Origin of the sequence: uncultured Flavobacterium sp. (assembly GCF_963925415.1) — a bacterium.
Classification (GTDB): domain Bacteria; phylum Bacteroidota; class Bacteroidia; order Flavobacteriales; family Flavobacteriaceae; genus Flavobacterium.
Genome location: NZ_CAWUTS010000081.1, coordinates 1 through 16,556 on the forward strand (window position 1 = coordinate 1; position 16,556 = coordinate 16,556).

Below are 16,556 nucleotides of genomic sequence, written 5' to 3' on the forward strand. Positions count from 1 at the left end.
CGAAGCAAAAAAACAATATATTGAACTAATAAATACTTTATTAAAAGAAAGAAATCTAGACTAAATTTATAATGAAAAAAGGAATACTAATTTATTTGTTATTTATTTCATTGATAGCTTGCAAAAAAGACAAACAACTCATAGAAGTTGAATTGCCTGAATCTAATTTTATAGAAGAAATTAAATTGACAAATCCTTATGGTGTAAAAACATCAGAAGGACCATTTAACATGAAAAAGTTTGCATTCCAGTACTCAGATTTAGAACCATTTATTGATGCTCAAACAATGGAAATTCATCATTCTAAACTTCATTTAAGCTATGCCAATAAATTAAACATTGCTATAAAAGAAACTGAATTTAAATCTAGAAATATAGAAGATGTTTTAGCCAATTTAAACAATGATGATCTATATTTAAAAAATAATGCAGGAGGATATTACAACCATAACTTATTTTTTGAAATAATATCAAACGAAAAAAACACCAAACCTACAGTAGAATTTCAAAAAGCAATAGATATAGATTTTGGCACTTTCAGTAATATGAAAAAACAAATTATTGACAATGCTAATGATTTGTATGGCTCAGGGTGGGTTTGGATTATAGTAGACATCAACGGAAAATTATCGATTATTAAAACTATAAATAATGAAAACCCATTAATGAAAAGCACAAACGAAAGAGGAATACCTATTTTTGCTTTAGATCTATGGGAACATGCTTATTATTTGCAATACAATAACCTTAAAGGAAAATATGTTGAAAATATTTTTAACATTATAAACTGGAAAACAGTCTCAAAAAAATATGATGAAGCAACCGCCATTAAATACATTGATGAATAAAATAATTATATTTTTTTGCTGCATCCTATTTCTATATTCTTGTAAAAAAGAAAAAGAAATAAATACTGATGAAACAAAAAAAGTTGTGGCTGAATGTTTGATATTTGGCTTAAATGGAAATGTGAAAAATTGTGTTGAATATACAACAGAACAAAACCGAAATGAAAAGTCACTACCCTCAAGTGCTCGAAGATATGAAAATCAAAGTTCAAAAGACGTTACATTAAAATTTGATTCTAATGGGTTGCTTGTCAATAAATTAATCTATGGAGAAGATAGTAACATAACAGAAGATCTCATTTATGATGGTATTGACAGAATTATATCTTCAAAAAAATTTACTTCACCAACTGATTTTTCATTCACAAAACATACCTGGGAAGCAAAAAATAACACCATTATTACCCGAAGAATTACAGATGGAAGTTTATTAGACAAAGAAGTTTTTCAATATGATAAAGGCTTAAAAATAAACAAATTAAAATTCAATTCTCGAGACAATATAACAGATAAAATTTCCTATAAATACAATACTTTTAATCAATTAGTAGAAGAACTTTATTATAGAGACAAGCCCAATTTTCAATCGCGTTTAGCTTATGAATATAATGAAAATAGCGATAAAAAAACAGAAGCTTCTTATGACAAAAATAATGATTTAGTTTGGAAGACAAATTTTGAATACAATTTAAACAACGATCTTATAAGTGCCAAAACATTTAACCCAAATGGCGTAATAAGCTTTGAAGAAGCTAAGGATTTTGATCAAAAAAATAGATTAATTACAAAAAAAACATATGATTCTTTTGAGAATTCAAATACTAAAGAAGTAATAGAATATGATGAAAAAAATAATATTACAAAAACTATTTTTTATAAAAATGAAGTCGTTATTTCTCAATCTAATTATGAATACGACATACACAATAACCTAACACTTTATTTAATAATCGACGCTACTAATATCGAGATTTATAGAAAAGAGGCAAGCTATACCTATGATGATCAAGCAAATTGGGTTTCAAAAACTACTACTTTAAATAAAAATTTAGAGTTATTTACTTCAAGAAAAATTGAATATTATACATACTAGAAAAAATGGTTTAATCGTCTAAATCATCATAGTTTTTTGCAGTTGAATATACCCTCCATTTTTCAATACATTCTTGAATATCCTTAGGCGTTTCAGTTTCAAAACGCATAAACTCTTTAGTAATAGGATGTTCAAAACCTAGTGTTTTTGCATGAAGTGCTTGTCGAGGTAAAATCTTAAAACAATTATCTACAAACTGCTTATACTTGGTAAACGTAGTTCCTTTTAATATTAAATTTCCACCATATCGCTCATCATTAAATAAGGTATGACCAATATGTTTCATATGAACTCTAATTTGATGCGTTCGCCCTGTTTCTAATTTACACGAAACTAAAGTTACATATCCTAATCGTTCTAAAACTTTATAATGAGTAACTGCTGGTTTTCCTGTTTCGCCATCTGTTTCATAAACGGCCATTTGCATTCTATTTGTACCATGTCTGCCAATATTTCCTTCAATAATACCTTCATCTTCTTCAACATTTCCCCATACAATACCAACATACTCGCGTTCTGATGTTTTGGCAGCAAACTGCTTCGCCAAATAAGTCATCGCATATTCTGTTTTAGCGACTACTAATAAACCCGAAGTGTCTTTATCAATCCTATGAACCAATCCAGGCCGTTCGGAGCTATTCATGGGCAAATTATCAAAATGAAAAGCCAAGGCATTAACCAAGGTTCCTGAATAGTTTCCATAACCTGGATGCACAACTAATCCTGCAGGTTTATTGACCACCAATAATTGATCATCTTCATAAACTATATCTAAAGGTATGTCTTCTGCAATTATTAAATTTTCAAAAGGTGGATGGGCTAATAAAATACGAATAACATCGAAAGCCTTCACTTTATAATTTGACTTTACTGGAACATCATTTACATAAATATTACCATTTGTAGCTGCTTGCTGAATTTTATTACGAGTAGCATTTTCAACCATGTTCATTAAATATTTATCAACTCGCAAAGGTGCTTGACCTTTTGTAGCTTCAAATTTATAATGTTCAAATAAGTTATCCTCGTCTAAATTATCTTCTGTACTATTTGTATTATCAATCATTTTTTTAATCATCAAGTTTTGGCACATCAACATCAATCTCAGGTTGAATTACAACTAGTGAATCTGCTCCATTTATAAAAGTTTCTTCAAAAGTTCTTTTTCCATCCCCAAGTTCTAAATCTACAACCGTATTTTTTAAAATTTTATCTCCTTTTTTTAACGCTTTCCCATTTAACTTTACTGCTAATACTAAATCTTTAGCCAAATTTGGTTTATATAATACATTTCCTTCTTTAATTCCTATAGCTCTAAAGACAGCTTGGAGCTGACGGTAGGTTTTGTCTTTAATATCTGGCATTGTAATCATCGCATAACCCCCTGCGTTAATTTTTACATATACTTTTCTACCATCCTTTACTTTGTCACCAAATTCAGGATCTTGCTCTACAATTGAAAAAGGAAGATAATCTGCATTATAATCAATGGTGTCTAAAATTAAGACCTCTAAACCCAAATCATTTAATTTTTGTTCCGCAATACTAATTTTGACATTAGTCAGATCAGGAACATCAATTACTTCATCGTGATTAGTAGTAATACCTAAAAAATTTATTAATATAAAAACTAAAATACATACAATAATAACTGCAAAAACTATTTGTTTAACAAATGTTCTACTCTTTAAAAATTGAATAATCTTCATAAATACTAATTTTAGCAAAGATATAAATTTAAAGTTCGAATAAAATATGATATTTTTGTAAAATAGAATTTATTTTACAATAGAGTATGAATGTAGCAGTAGTAATGGGTGGATATTCAGATGAATCTGTAATATCATTAAGAAGTGGTCAACTAATTTTAAACAATTTAGATCAAGAAAAATATAACATCTATGAAATTCATATTTTGTTAGAGGGTTGGTTTGCGATTGTTAATGACGAAAAGTTCTCTATAAACAAGGCCGATTTTTCATTTTATGATGGCTTTTCAATTACTCATTTTGATGTAATTTTAAATACCGTTCATGGAACGCCTGGTGAAGATGGTCATTTGCAAGCCTATTGGGAATTATTAGAAATTCCATACGCTGGTTGTAATTATTATCAATCTGGTCTTACTTTTAACAAGCGTGATACGCTTTCTGTTTTATCAAAATTTAATGTTCCAAGAGCCAAATCCATATATGTATCTGAAGGAAACGCTATTTCTTTTGATCAAGTTGTAGCCGATTTAGGTGTTCCTTTTTTTGTAAAACCTAACCAATCTGGTAGTAGTTTAGGCATTTCAAAAGTAAATTCATCTGAAGAATTTGAAAAAGCTTTGCTATTTGCTTTTGCAGAAGACAAAGAAATACTTATTGAAAGTTTCTTAGACGGAACTGAAGTTTCTGTTGGAGTTCTTAAATATAAAGGAGAAACGCTAGTTTTAGGCTTAACCGAAATCATTTCTGAAAATTCCTTTTTTGACTATGAAGCCAAGTATTTAGGAAAATCGGAAGAAATTACTCCTGCCCGAATCAGCGATGAAATGACAGAAAAAGTTAAAAAAATAGCCATAAAGATTTATGATACTCTGCGCATGAACGGTTTCTCTAGATCTGAATTCATCATTATGAATAACGAACCTCATTTTATCGAAATCAATACTAATCCTGGTTTAAGTCCTCAAAGTATTTTTCCTCAACAAGCTGCTTTTGCAAATATTAGCATGAGTGATTTGTTTGATAATGAAATTGAATTAGCTTTACAACAAAAACCCATTTGGAAGAAATAATAAATACATAAAAAATGAAAAAAGCAATATTTCCAGGTTCTTTTGACCCCATCACAAACGGTCATTTTGATATCATCAAAAGAGGTATTTCGTTATTTGATGAAGTTATTGTGGCCATTGGTATAAATGCAGAAAAAAAATACATGTTTTCCTTAGAAGACCGAATGCGTTTTATTAAAGAATCGTTCAAAAACGAACCCAAAGTTAAAGTGATTTCATACTCAGGCTTAACAATACATTTATGCCAAAAAGAAAATGCTGATTTTATTTTAAGAGGTTTACGCAATCCTGCCGATTTTGAATTTGAAAAAGCTATTGCACATACCAATCGAAAATTATCGAAAATAGAAACCGTTTTCTTATTAACTGCTGCTCGCACTTCTTATATTTCATCCAGTATTGTAAGAGACGTTATAAGAAATGGTGGCGATGTTAGTAAATTGGTTCCAGAATCAGTAATGCAATAGATTTTAGATCATTAGTCTAATACACAATCATATTTTTTTTAACCAGATGTGCTCAAACATGGTACATCAATTTTAAAACCCTACATTTGCACTTTTAAAAATAAAAGCCCAAATTAAAATGCAAAAAGTATTAAATTTATTTGATTTCAAACAAAAAGTAAATTATAAAACTGAAATATTATCTGGCATAACAGTTGCTCTTGCCCTTGTTCCTGAGGCTATTGCTTTTGCAATGATTCCTGGTTTTTCACCGCTAACTGGTCTTTATGCAGCATTTGTAATGGCATTGATAACCTCTGTTTTTGGAGGTCGCCCTGGTATGATATCTGGCGCTACAGGAGCCGTTGCCGTTATTTTTATTGGATTAATATTAGAATTAAAAAACCATTTTGCCGACATTTCTCCTACTCAAATACTAAATTATGTTTTTGCAACCGTCATCATAGCAGGAATTCTTCAAATAATAACAGGACTACTCAAGCTGGGAAAATTCATTAGATTAGTACCTCATCCGGTCATGTTTGGATTTGTTAACGGATTGGCTATTATTATATTCATGGCTCAATTTCCAAATTTCTATCAAAAAGGAACCAGTAATTTATTAGAAACTTCCGCTTTTACAATGATGTTAGGGCTAACCATGTTAACCATGTTAATCATTTGGGGCTTACCTAAATTAACAAAAGCAGTACCTTCATCATTAGTTGCCATTTTAGTAGTTTCGGCGCTTGTAATAGGTTTTGGCATTGACACAATGACCGTTGCAGACACAATGAATGCTGGTGAAACTATAAAAGGAGGCTTTCCTCCTCTTTCCATACCTACAATTCCTTTTACGCTTGAAACATTCAAAATTATCTTTCCATATGCAGCCATTGTTGCAGGTGTAGGACTAATTGAAAGTCTTTTAACGCTAAACATAGTAGACGAAATAACCGACACTCGTGGAAACAGCAATAAAGAATGTATTGCCCAAGGCTCTGCTAATATATTATCTGGATTTTTATCAGGAATGGGTGGATGTGGTATGATTGGTCAAAGTTTAATAAATACTTCGGCTGGTGCTCGAGCTCGATTATCGGGTATAACTGCAGCTGTAATGCTTTTGTTTTTTATTATGTTTGGCTCTAGTTTTATAGAAAAATTACCCATGGCCGCTTTGGTTGGTTTAATGTTTATGGTTGCCATAGGTACTTTTGAATGGGCAAGTTTTAAGACCTTTAAAAAAATGCCAAACTCAGATGTGGTTGTAATGGTTTTAGTAACTTTAATAACTGCAATAACACACAACTTGGCCGTAGCCGTTTTATCTGGTGTAATAATAGCAGCATTGGCTTATTCTTGGGAAAATGCTAAACGCATTCGTGCTCGAAAATATACTGATAATCAAGGCATCAAACACTACGAAATTTTTGGGCCCTTATTCTTTGGTTCAACAACTGCTTTTGCAGAAAAATTTGACATACAAAACGATCCTAAAGAAATTATTATTGACTTTGCAGAAAGTCGTGTTGCAGATATGTCGGGTATTGAAGCTTTAAATAAAATTACCGAACGATATGCTAAAGTGGGTAAAAAGGTACATTTAAAACATTTGAGTAGAGATTGTGTAGATCTTCTCAAAAATGCCGAAGCAATTATAGATGTAAATATTTTAGAAGATCCTACATACAAAGTTGTTCCAGGAAAAATTGCGTAGAGCAACGTTTAACAAATGCAACAATAATTTGATACATATAAAAAATCAATTTCATATAGTGTTACAAGAATTCAAATAAGAACAAATGAAAAAAAAAAATAGCGTGTCGAATGCAACATCAGATAATCAAATATTACTGGCTCAATTATTACCGCATACAAAATCAAATTTAGAATCAATGGAAATGAAGTTTAATCCAATGGTTGATTCTAGTATTCCATACCGAGATGAAACAGATGCAACAACTAAAAAAGAAAGCATTCACCAACTGATTGAAAAACTAAATGTAATAAAAAATATTAGATATCAAAGAACTATAGAAGACACCTATTGTAATGTATATTCCTTTGATTATTGTTATTTTTCTAATGTGTATCTTCCAACGGTTTGGTGGACTCCAAATTCAATACAAAAAATAGCAGAAGGACAAAAAATTGAGGCGGTTTTTGGCAAAACTGTAAAGCCTATATACTCCAGTGCAATTGTAGATTGGTTTATAAGATGGGGCGGAAATTTTGGGTGGAAAAGAATGGAAAACTTAGATGAAATTCAAAATAAAGTCAATGATGAAGGGGGTATTGCTATAATTTGTGCTAAAAGAAAAAAAGTGGGTCTATCAGGACATATTGTGCCTATTGTGCCCGAAACAAATGTAAAAAAAGCCTACAGAGAAAATGGCCTAGTGGTTTATCCATTGCAATCTCAAGCAGGAAAACTAAATTATAATTATTTTGCTAAAGCCCGAAAAGATTGGTGGAATCACGAGCGTTATTCTTCTCATGTATTTTATTACCATGATTAAAAAAATAGGTTACTAAATTCGTATAATACTTAAAAAAACAAAAAAATATATAAATGAAAAAAAATCAGACCACAAATTATTACTGGGGTATAGGATTAGAAAATGAAACCTATATGCAATTGAAAGAATCCCTTGTGGTGTCTGGTAAATTTATACATGAAAAAGTTGGCTGCGAACGATACAGTATTGATTATAGAAAATGCTATAAATCAGGAAGTATCGATTCACAATTAAAAACAACTTTTGATGCAACTAAAAATTATAAAATAACACGAATGATTAACAGTCATTCGCTCGATAAATTAGATACAAACTACCAACACAAAACCTTGGTACAAAGCAAAGAAAATTTAGACCCATTAGAAAATCCGGAATATCTTGGAGAATCTATTTTAGAATTTTTTTTAAAAGACCAACCCTACAACATTCAAAGCATGGTAACCCAAAAAAACATCCCCATGGGATCGGTTTGTTTTGATGGTGATTCAATAGAATTTGTAACAAAATACTTTGAAAACAGAACAATTGAAGAATCTTGTAACGAGCTTATAACTACAAAAAAAATATTCATTGACACCATTAACAAATCTTCAGTTCTAACAGAAAAATTAAATTTTCCTGATTATAATGTTGGGTTAAACATGTTTATTTCCAACCAAAAAAATCTTGTTTTATTCAATAACGGAACCTATCATTTTCACATCACATTACCAACGCTAAGCAAAAACAGTCGAATTATTGATTATGACACATTTGACAAAACACATTCTAATGCTATATATCTGCTGCAATGGTTTGAACCTTTTTTTATTGCTACACTAGGCAGTCCAGATATTATGGGGGTTATGAGTACTAAATTTAATTTAGATAAAACCTATGCTTTGGGTTCTATGAGAAGCGCTATGAGTAGATTCACCGGTGTTGGAACCTTTAATAAATCAATGTCTAAAGGAAAAATTTTAACCTGCAAGGTAGCCGATTTTAGAAAGTTACTAAAGTTTACAAAAGAAGAGAATATTTGGTGGCGTGATCAAATTGAAACGGAAATGGAATACGAATTACTTTCGGATATTGGTCTTGATTTCAATCAAGAAAAAATGTACCAAAGCGGCTTTGAATTTAGAAGTTTTGATGAGTTTCCGACTAGCTACTTAAACGACGTACTATACGCTATCGTATTAATCTGCGAACATTCGTTACATATAGATAATGTTTTGTGGGGACACGACAGTATAATATGGAATAACATTGTATATAAAACATTAAAAAATGGTTACTTAACCAAACTAAACTCAGAAGAAAAAACAGAAATTTTAAATTTATTACAGCTCTTAAACCCTTCTGAAACTGATTGTACAGAGCTCCAAAAAGAATTTGAATCTATAGTAATGCTCGATGAATTTTTCTTTAAAGTTGTAGCCGTTTTACATAAAAAATATAACAACAACAACTTATGTGTAGACAGATTATGCGGGCAAAAAAGAAGTCAACCACCAAAATGGAATAATTTTAATAAATACCAAATAGAACAACATTTATCACAAATCTCAAACCAAGAGTAAGAAAATACTGCTTTCAGATTTGTAAGAAAACAAAATACATGAAAATTAATCATTAGACTTAAAAAAATATTTAATTTTTTAAACACTGATAATCAATACATTAAAAAATACAAATGTCTTAAAAGCTAAAAATTTAGAACTTAATTTTTAGCTTTTTTTTTTGCAAATAAATGACTGTAAATCTCATGTGTTTATTTCTATATATTTGATTACTATTAATTTAAATTACTTAAATGAAAGATAAAACGAAACTACAATGGTTAAATGTAGTCTTTATAGTCCTACTACATATTCTTTTTACTGCATGCCAATCTGGTAAAGAAAATGATCCTGAAATCGGATTTACTATACCCGTAGATTATTATATATTACCCAACGGTTTAAAAGTGATTTTGTCTCAAGACAAAACAGCACCTACTGTCATGGTGGCCATATATTATAATATTGGTTTTCGAATTGAACCTAAAAATAGAACTGGTTTTGCTCATTTATTTGAACACATGATGTTTCAGGGCACTAAGAACATGCCCAAAGGAGAATTTATGAAAATAATCGAAGGTAATGGTGGAGAATTCAATGGTTCTACTTATTATGATTATACCAACTATTATGAAATCATTCCTTCTCATATGCTAAAACCTATCCTTTGGGTGGAGGCAGACCGAATGTCCAGTCTTGATATTACTGAGGAAAATTTGAATAACCAAAGAGAGGTGGTTAAAAATGAAGTGAACGACAAAGTCCTTAACGCCCCCTATGGAGGGTTTCCTTGGCTAGATATGCCTCAATATGCCAACGAGAACTGGCACAATGCCCATAACTTTTTTGGCAACCTAGAAGATCTAGATTCTGCCAAAATAGAAGATGTTACGTCTTTTTTTAAAGCCTATTATGCACCAAACAATGCAACACTAACTGTTATTGGAGATTTTGAAATAGATAACGCAAAAAAATGGATAGAGGAGTATTTTGGGGTAATACCTAAAGCGAACCTTAGACCAATAGCCGACACTAGCGAACCCGAACAAAAAGAAGAAAAACGCTTTGTAAAAGAAGATAAATTAGCAAATAAACCTGCTATTAGCATTGCTTATAAGATGCCCGAACGTAATACATCTCAATATTATGCAATGGGATTAATTGACCAATTACTTCTTCAAGGAGATGACAGTAAACTAAATAATTTATTGGTACAGGAAAAAGAATATACAGATGAAGTTAGCGGTGGCATTAACTATTCTGGAAACATGTTCAATTACAGCGGACCAGCGTTATGGATTTCCAAACTTATTTACGATTCCGAAGTGTCTACCGACTCAATTATATCGCAATTTGATAATGCAATAGCATCATTAGATAATATTACTCAAGAAGAACTTGACCTTGCAATGATAAAATTGCGATCTAATTTATACGATATCATTGCCGACAAAGAAGGAAGAGCTGATTTGCTAAGTTGTTTTGCTTTGTTTGATGATGATCCAACTCGTATTAATAAAATTGAAGGGGAGTTTAAAAAAATTACACCAGATATGATTCGCAAAACTTTAAAACAATATTTGCGTAAAACCAATCGAACCATTTTAATTATTGATCCTAAAGCAGAAGGCATATGAAACATTTAAAAATATATTTAGCAATAATATTACTCGCTTTTGGCATTAACGCAGAAGCACAAAGAAAAACACCTCCAGCGGCAGGAGTTCCTTTAAATTTTACACTTCCTAAAAAAAACACTAAGGTTTTAGATAATGGTTTAAAAACAACCTACATTCAATATGGAATTGTGCCAAAAGTAACCGTTAGTTTGATAATCAAAACCGGAAACGTACACGAAACAGAGAACCAAATATGGTTAGCCGATCTAACGGCCGACATGATGAGAGAAGGAACTACTACTATGAACTTTACAACTATCTCAAAAAAAGTTGCTGGTATGGGTGGAGAAATAAACATCAATGTAGGACTAGATGAAACCACAATTACAGCTTCTGTTCTCTCTGAATATGCAAGCGACCTGATTCTAATTATGGGTGATTTGTTAATGAACCCCATATTTTCTAATTCAGAGATAGAGCGTTTAAAAAATAATTTGAAAAGACAGTTGTCTTATCAAATGGTAAATCCCCACTCTCAAGCAGCAGAAAAATTATATTCGACGATATATCCCAATCACGTTTATGGTAGAATTATACCTTCTAACAAAATGATTGATTTATATACTCTTGAGATGGTAAAAGAGTTTTATAAACAAAATTTTGGAGCCAAACGATCCTCATTATATGTAGTAGGCAAATTTAATGAATCTCATGTTTCGGTTGCAGTTAAAAAAAGTTTTGGAACATGGAAACCAGGCCCTGAAGTGGATTACCCTAAAGCTATTGCCAAGCATACTAATGAGATAGCCATTATAGACCGAAAAGATTCACCCCAAACAACCATAATGCTTGGGTCGCCTTCACTTACACCTAAAGATCCTGACTACATAGCACTGGTTGTTACAAATTATTTATTAGGTAATTCGTCTGCATCTCGAATAACGACCAACATACGTGAAGATAAAGGATATGCCTATTCACCTGCAAGTACAATTCAAGACAGACAAGGCACTTCAATTTGGATAGAGAAAGCTAACGTTACAACTAAATTTACAGGAGCATCGTTAATTGAAATTTCGAAAGAGATTACAAAATTGCAAAAGGAAAGACCATCAAACGAAGAGCTAGAAGGTATCAAAAATTATGCAGCAGGATTATTTGTAATACAAAACTCATCTCCAGAAGGTATCATAGAACAGTTAAACTATATTGATATGTATAATTTAAATGAAAACTACCTCACTGATTATATAAAAAACATTTATGCCGTTACACCTAAAAAAGTTTCACAAATAACAAAAGACTATTTAAATTATCCTGATATGACTATAGTATTGGTTGGGGATAAAGAGAAAATAAAAAAGCAAAATAAAGAAATTATAGAATCTAGGAAAATAAATTAATACAATATGGCATCAATTTAATTCTCCAAATGAAGTGTATTTACAAAAATTAAATAATAATCAGGCATTCGCATTTATTAATTGAATCCACCAATGAAAAAATTAACAACAAAGTTTTTAACACTTAGCTTATCTGCATTTTCATTGGTTATGGCTGTTATTTATGGAGATTTTGATGCCATAGAAATCGAAGATATAGAGGTTGATCAAATTGATTGGCAGGCTAAAGCAAAATCTGTCGCAGTTTATTTATCTGAAGAAGATCTAGAGCCTGTTGGAAACGGATATTATCGATTAAATATTGCTTATACACTGCAAAAAGAATATCCAAAGTTAAAAAAACATCCTTTTTTGGAACAGCCCGCATTTGGAATTTCAACCGCTTTTCTTGTAGCAGATGATAAATTAATGACAGTTGGTCATGCGGATAAAAATAGATTGTTAAAAGTAGTATATATATTTGATTATGAATGGGATGTTAAAAATAAAAAGTTAAAAAAAGAAATATACCATGAATCAGAAATATACCGATGTACAAAAATTTTAACGTCAAAAAATAACAAAAGAAAAGGTGATTATGCTGTTTTATTAATGGATAAAAAAATTAAAGGAAAAACGCCATTAAAAGTTAGAAACATAAACAGAAAATCCTTGATAGGAAAAGACATTGTCACTATTGGTTCACCAGACGGAGTTCCTTTAAAATTTACTAAAAAAGGTGTCGTGTGGGAAAAACTTCCATATGATGGGCTTTCTGAGAATAAATTTTTTATACACAATTTAGATGTTTCGGTGGGAAGTTCTGGTTCTCCAATATTTTTAAAATCTACAGGGGAGGTAATTGGTATTCAGTCTAGAGGAGAGGATGACTATATAGAAACAGATACAGAAATGGTTTTTGTTCAAGGCGATTATGACGGAAAAAATTCAAATTTAGGGCGTAGCCTTGTTGGCGAATGTGGCAGCCTAATTCCCCAAAAAGTTATAAATATTATCAATAAATAACCCTACTTTAACAAAAAACACATGTGTTCATTAATGCAATTAATGCATTAGCTGTATACATAGAATATATCAATTTACATAAACTTATATTCTACCTAAAATTTATTAAAACCTTTACAATTTATTAAAAAAATGAAAAAAAGAAGTTTTGCAAGCGATAATTATGGAGGCGTTTTACCAGAAATGCTAGAGGCCATATGGAATGTTAATAAAATGCACGTAAAAGCTTATGGACATGACGAAATTACCATAGATGCCAAAGATCAATTCAAAAAAGTATTTGACAGTGATGTAGATGTTAGTTTTGTTTTTAACGGAACTGGCGCAAATGTTCTAAGTCTAAGTCTTTTTACTAACTCATTTAACGCCATTCTTTGTGCAGATTCTTCTCATTTATATATGGATGAATCAACTGCTCCTGAAAGTTTTACAGGATGTAGATTGATGCCATTAAAAACTAATAATGACGGCAAAATTGATATTGAAACTATAAAAAAATCAATTATTCGTAGAGGAGATGAACATTTTGCTCAAATAAAAGTACTATCTATAGCACAGCCTACAGAATATGGTACTGTATATTCTTTAGAAGAATTAACTGAAATAGGCAAATTATTAAAAGAAGAACATATAATTTTTCATATGGATGGTGCTCGTCTTTTTAATGCGGCCATACATTTAAATTGCTCCCTTTCAGAAATGACCAAAGATGTTGGAGTTGATGTTTTATCGGTAGGAGGAACAAAAATAGGAATGATGTTTGGCGAAGCTGTGGTTTGTTTCAATAAATCGGGTTCAGACAACTTAAAGTACAAGCACAAACAAAGTATGCAGTTACCTTCAAAAATGCGATTTATATCTGCTCAGTTCTATCAATTACTTAAAGACAAAGTATGGGTAAAATCTGCCACACATTCAAATAAAATGGCAATTAGGCTTTATAATGGAATAAAACATTTGTCAAACATAGAAATAACAAGAACTGTTCAAGCAAATTCAGTGTTTGCAGCGATACCTGTTGAGTGGAATGACACACTACTGAACCTAAGCCCATTTTATATTTGGGACGAACATACGAACGAAGTAAGATGGATGTGTGCTTTTGATACTGAAGAAAAAGATATAGACGCATTTATAGAATTAATTAAAAAACTAAATCAACAACATACTAAACTAAGAAAATAGGTAACTAAAAAATAAATTTGCTAAATTTAAAAATTGGAAGCAATTATTAGGTAACGTTTTGATGGCGTTATGGATGAGGAAGAATTAATTTCAATTTTTAATACCCATTTAGACATCGAGTAATCTAAAAAAACACATCAACAAAACATGAAATATATTTTTCTTTATATTATTAGTGCTTCCTTATTTTCAGTGGGGGCATTTGCCCAAATAGAGGGGAAGGAGGCAATTATTTTAAATAAATTATACGTTGCATATGGTCAGTCGTATAACTTGAAATTAGATGAAACATATTCTCGATTACCCAAAAATGGTTTTAATCATCTTTTTAATTTAAGGTATGAAAACCAAAAAAATGCAAGAGTCATGAATTTTCAGGGTAGTTTTATGATTGGAACATTAAAAACAAAAGGAAATAATATTAACATTATTAATGATTACGCAGGTAACCTAAAATTTAGATATCTAAAAAAAATTAACAATATAGACCTATCTAATTTATCGGTATATGTTGGAGGAAATTTAGATTTTAGAGCAGATGCATGGTTTCCTCAAAATGCTGAACTTAGATATGCTTGGGATATTAATTTAGGAACAGGTTTTTCTACATCTGCACGATATTGGATAAATACAAAACTAACACTTCAATATGATTTTGATATTTCTTTAATTGGCGTTTTATGGCGCTCACATAACAATGGACAACAATTAATTACAGAAGAAATACAATTAGAAAACGGAATTATAGCCTCCGCATTTGAAACCCCAAGATTCTCAAATGTGATTAACACTTCATACATTGATAATTCTTTTAATGTGTTTTATTCTGTTTCAAAACAAACAAATATATACTACAATTTTGCGGTTTCATATAGACACATCAAACAACCATTAATAAAAAAAGGATACGAGTTTAATAATACTATAGGAATAGTATTTAATTTTTAACAAAATGAAAAACATAAGCTATTACATCTTATTTTCTATTACCTTATTTTCTTGCGATAAAGATTTAATTGTAGATACTTCTGCTAAAGCCGATTTTGACCTTTTTTTTGAATATTTAGAAAACGATTATGCTTATCGAGACTATCATCCATTTACAATGGCAGAACTCAAGCAAAAGTATATAGCGCAAATGGAAGCTTCAAACTCACAAAGCACATTGGCCAATATTATATTAAACAGTATAATAAATGATTTAAAAGACCCCCACGTAGGTATGAAGAGTAGCGAACCGTATTACTTAACTACTGTTACAACAAATAGCCCACCTGTAATTTTAGAAACGATAATACCGCAATTTGGAGAAATATCAGTTTATACAGAAACACAATTTTACACATCAGGGGTCGTTACATCAAATTCAAGCATTGGATACCTATATATTAGAGCATTTAATACAGTTATTGGTGGATCAAATTCATTTGAAATAGAAGAAGGTGTAAAAGAGATTGATCAAATAATCCAAAAATTAAATAATTTAGGAGTAACATCAATGATTATCGATATAAGATCTGGAGCTGGTGGTTCAAATTATGTTCCAAGATATATAGCCCAACGATTTATTGATAAAACAGCTACTTATATGATTGAACACTATCCCGAAGGAGATTCGTTTCTAAATAAAGAATGGAATATTGAACCTGCAGGAATAGGGTTTAGAACAAAAAAAATAGCATTATTATCAAATGGAACAACAGCCAGCGGTGGAGAAATGTTTCTTTTAGCAATGCTCCAAAGAGATCATATAATTCACATTGGTTCAAATTCGGCAGGAGCAGCAGGAAATATTGTTGATAAAGATTTATCTAACGGTTGGAATTTAACACTTACCAATTCACGTACTGAATTTCCGAATGGTGATTCATATTTTAAAATAGGCATAAGCCCTTCAATTATTGTAAAAAATGATACTAATTATGGACTTACTCACCTTAGTGACAAATTAATAGAAAAAGCAATAGAAGAATTAGAAAACTAAAATTAACTAAATTAAACGGCTCTATTTTTTATAGAAAATATTACCAATCTATATTCTAGAAAAAAGAGGGAAATACACACAAGAAATCAGAAATAATTTTAAACCAACAATTAAATCAATTACAATAG

The 16,556-nt window shown here is 30.6% G+C and carries 15 protein-coding genes; 13 read left to right on the forward strand and 2 right to left on the reverse strand.

Annotation, left to right across the window (positions count from 1 at the left end; translation table 11 throughout):
* The first annotated feature begins 71 nt into the window (after positions 1-71).
* Both AABM47_RS06285 and AABM47_RS06290 read left to right on the forward strand, forming a co-directional pair.
* Positions 72-848, forward strand: a complete 777-nt coding sequence (locus tag AABM47_RS06285; protein WP_338410074.1) for a superoxide dismutase — start codon at positions 72-74, stop codon at positions 846-848.
* Positions 811-1,941 (forward strand): hypothetical protein, encoded by a 1,131-nt coding sequence (locus tag AABM47_RS06290; RefSeq protein ID WP_338410075.1) that lies wholly within the window; start codon positions 811-813, stop codon positions 1,939-1,941. Before AABM47_RS06285 ends, AABM47_RS06290 begins: the two co-directional genes overlap by 38 nt.
* A gap of 10 nt (positions 1,942-1,951) precedes the next feature.
* On the opposite strand, the gene AABM47_RS06295 is transcribed toward AABM47_RS06290, so the two are convergent.
* Positions 1,952-3,007, reverse strand: coding sequence for an RluA family pseudouridine synthase (locus AABM47_RS06295; RefSeq protein ID WP_338410076.1), 1,056 nt, complete (start codon positions 3,005-3,007; stop codon positions 1,952-1,954).
* Positions 3,008-3,011: 4 nt separating this feature from the next.
* Entirely contained in the window at positions 3,012-3,650 is a 639-nt protein-coding gene (locus AABM47_RS06300; protein ID WP_338410077.1) for a PASTA domain-containing protein, read from the reverse strand.
* Between the two features lie 86 nt (positions 3,651-3,736).
* Here AABM47_RS06300 and AABM47_RS06305 point away from each other — a divergent pair, with 86 nt between their 5' ends.
* The 11 genes from AABM47_RS06305 to AABM47_RS06355 all read left to right on the forward strand — a co-directional run bounded on the left by AABM47_RS06305 (position 3,737) and on the right by AABM47_RS06355 (position 16,428).
* Positions 3,737-4,723: a D-alanine--D-alanine ligase gene (locus tag AABM47_RS06305; RefSeq protein ID WP_338410078.1), complete on the forward strand. Its 987-nt coding sequence runs from the start codon at positions 3,737-3,739 to the stop codon at positions 4,721-4,723.
* Positions 4,724-4,737: 14 nt separating this feature from the next.
* Complete coding sequence (coaD, locus tag AABM47_RS06310; RefSeq protein WP_338410079.1) at positions 4,738-5,190, forward strand: pantetheine-phosphate adenylyltransferase; 453 nt, start codon at positions 4,738-4,740, stop codon at positions 5,188-5,190.
* 118 nt (positions 5,191-5,308) lie between these two features.
* On the forward strand, positions 5,309-6,889 hold the full coding sequence (locus tag AABM47_RS06315; RefSeq protein WP_338410080.1) for a SulP family inorganic anion transporter: 1,581 nt from the start codon (positions 5,309-5,311) through the stop codon (positions 6,887-6,889).
* Between the two features lie 85 nt (positions 6,890-6,974).
* Positions 6,975-7,691 carry a hypothetical protein gene (locus AABM47_RS06320; protein WP_338410081.1) on the forward strand — a complete coding sequence of 239 codons (717 nt, stop codon included), beginning with the start codon at positions 6,975-6,977 and terminating at the stop codon, positions 7,689-7,691.
* Between the two features lie 53 nt (positions 7,692-7,744).
* Positions 7,745-9,253, forward strand: a complete 1,509-nt coding sequence (locus AABM47_RS06325) for a hypothetical protein (RefSeq protein WP_338410082.1) — start codon at positions 7,745-7,747, stop codon at positions 9,251-9,253.
* A gap of 233 nt (positions 9,254-9,486) precedes the next feature.
* Entirely contained in the window at positions 9,487-10,869 is a 1,383-nt protein-coding gene (locus tag AABM47_RS06330; RefSeq protein ID WP_338410083.1) for a pitrilysin family protein, read from the forward strand.
* A complete protein-coding gene (locus tag AABM47_RS06335) occupies positions 10,866-12,254 on the forward strand; it encodes a pitrilysin family protein (RefSeq protein WP_338410084.1) in 1,389 nt (462 codons plus the stop codon). The genes AABM47_RS06330 and AABM47_RS06335 overlap by 4 nt, the downstream gene beginning before the upstream one ends.
* 93 nt (positions 12,255-12,347) lie before the next feature.
* Entirely contained in the window at positions 12,348-13,259 is a 912-nt protein-coding gene (locus tag AABM47_RS06340) for a serine protease (RefSeq protein WP_338410085.1), read from the forward strand.
* A 132-nt stretch (positions 13,260-13,391) separates the two neighbouring features.
* Complete coding sequence (locus tag AABM47_RS06345; RefSeq protein WP_338410086.1) at positions 13,392-14,444, forward strand: aminotransferase class V-fold PLP-dependent enzyme; 1,053 nt, start codon at positions 13,392-13,394, stop codon at positions 14,442-14,444.
* A gap of 147 nt (positions 14,445-14,591) precedes the next feature.
* Positions 14,592-15,392, forward strand: a complete 801-nt coding sequence (locus tag AABM47_RS06350; RefSeq protein WP_338410087.1) for a hypothetical protein — start codon at positions 14,592-14,594, stop codon at positions 15,390-15,392.
* 4 nt (positions 15,393-15,396) lie between these two features.
* Positions 15,397-16,428 (forward strand): S41 family peptidase, encoded by a 1,032-nt coding sequence (locus AABM47_RS06355; RefSeq protein WP_338410088.1) that lies wholly within the window; start codon positions 15,397-15,399, stop codon positions 16,426-16,428.
* Positions 16,429-16,556: the final 128 nt, after the last annotated feature.

What these genes read in the sequence shown, in the direction of transcription:
- AABM47_RS06345 (WP_338410086.1), top strand. Translation starts at nt 13,392, where the DNA reads ATGAAAAAAAGAAGTTTTGCAAGCGATAATTATGGAGGCGTTTTACCA.
- AABM47_RS06305 (WP_338410078.1), top strand. Translation starts at nt 3,737, where the DNA reads ATGAATGTAGCAGTAGTAATGGGTGGATATTCAGATGAATCTGTAATA.
- coaD (WP_338410079.1), top strand. Translation starts at nt 4,738, where the DNA reads ATGAAAAAAGCAATATTTCCAGGTTCTTTTGACCCCATCACAAACGGT.
- AABM47_RS06290 (WP_338410075.1), top strand. Translation starts at nt 811, where the DNA reads ATGATGAAGCAACCGCCATTAAATACATTGATGAATAAAATAATTATA.
- AABM47_RS06350 (WP_338410087.1), top strand. Translation starts at nt 14,592, where the DNA reads ATGAAATATATTTTTCTTTATATTATTAGTGCTTCCTTATTTTCAGTG.
- AABM47_RS06330 (WP_338410083.1), top strand. Translation starts at nt 9,487, where the DNA reads ATGAAAGATAAAACGAAACTACAATGGTTAAATGTAGTCTTTATAGTC.
- AABM47_RS06340 (WP_338410085.1), top strand. Translation starts at nt 12,348, where the DNA reads ATGAAAAAATTAACAACAAAGTTTTTAACACTTAGCTTATCTGCATTT.
- AABM47_RS06335 (WP_338410084.1), top strand. Translation starts at nt 10,866, where the DNA reads ATGAAACATTTAAAAATATATTTAGCAATAATATTACTCGCTTTTGGC.
- AABM47_RS06320 (WP_338410081.1), top strand. Translation starts at nt 6,975, where the DNA reads ATGAAAAAAAAAAATAGCGTGTCGAATGCAACATCAGATAATCAAATA.
- AABM47_RS06300 (WP_338410077.1), bottom strand. Translation starts at nt 3,650, where the DNA reads ATGAAGATTATTCAATTTTTAAAGAGTAGAACATTTGTTAAACAAATA.
- AABM47_RS06295 (WP_338410076.1), bottom strand. Translation starts at nt 3,007, where the DNA reads ATGATTGATAATACAAATAGTACAGAAGATAATTTAGACGAGGATAAC.
- AABM47_RS06355 (WP_338410088.1), top strand. Translation starts at nt 15,397, where the DNA reads ATGAAAAACATAAGCTATTACATCTTATTTTCTATTACCTTATTTTCT.
- AABM47_RS06325 (WP_338410082.1), top strand. Translation starts at nt 7,745, where the DNA reads ATGAAAAAAAATCAGACCACAAATTATTACTGGGGTATAGGATTAGAA.
- AABM47_RS06315 (WP_338410080.1), top strand. Translation starts at nt 5,309, where the DNA reads ATGCAAAAAGTATTAAATTTATTTGATTTCAAACAAAAAGTAAATTAT.
- AABM47_RS06285 (WP_338410074.1), top strand. Translation starts at nt 72, where the DNA reads ATGAAAAAAGGAATACTAATTTATTTGTTATTTATTTCATTGATAGCT.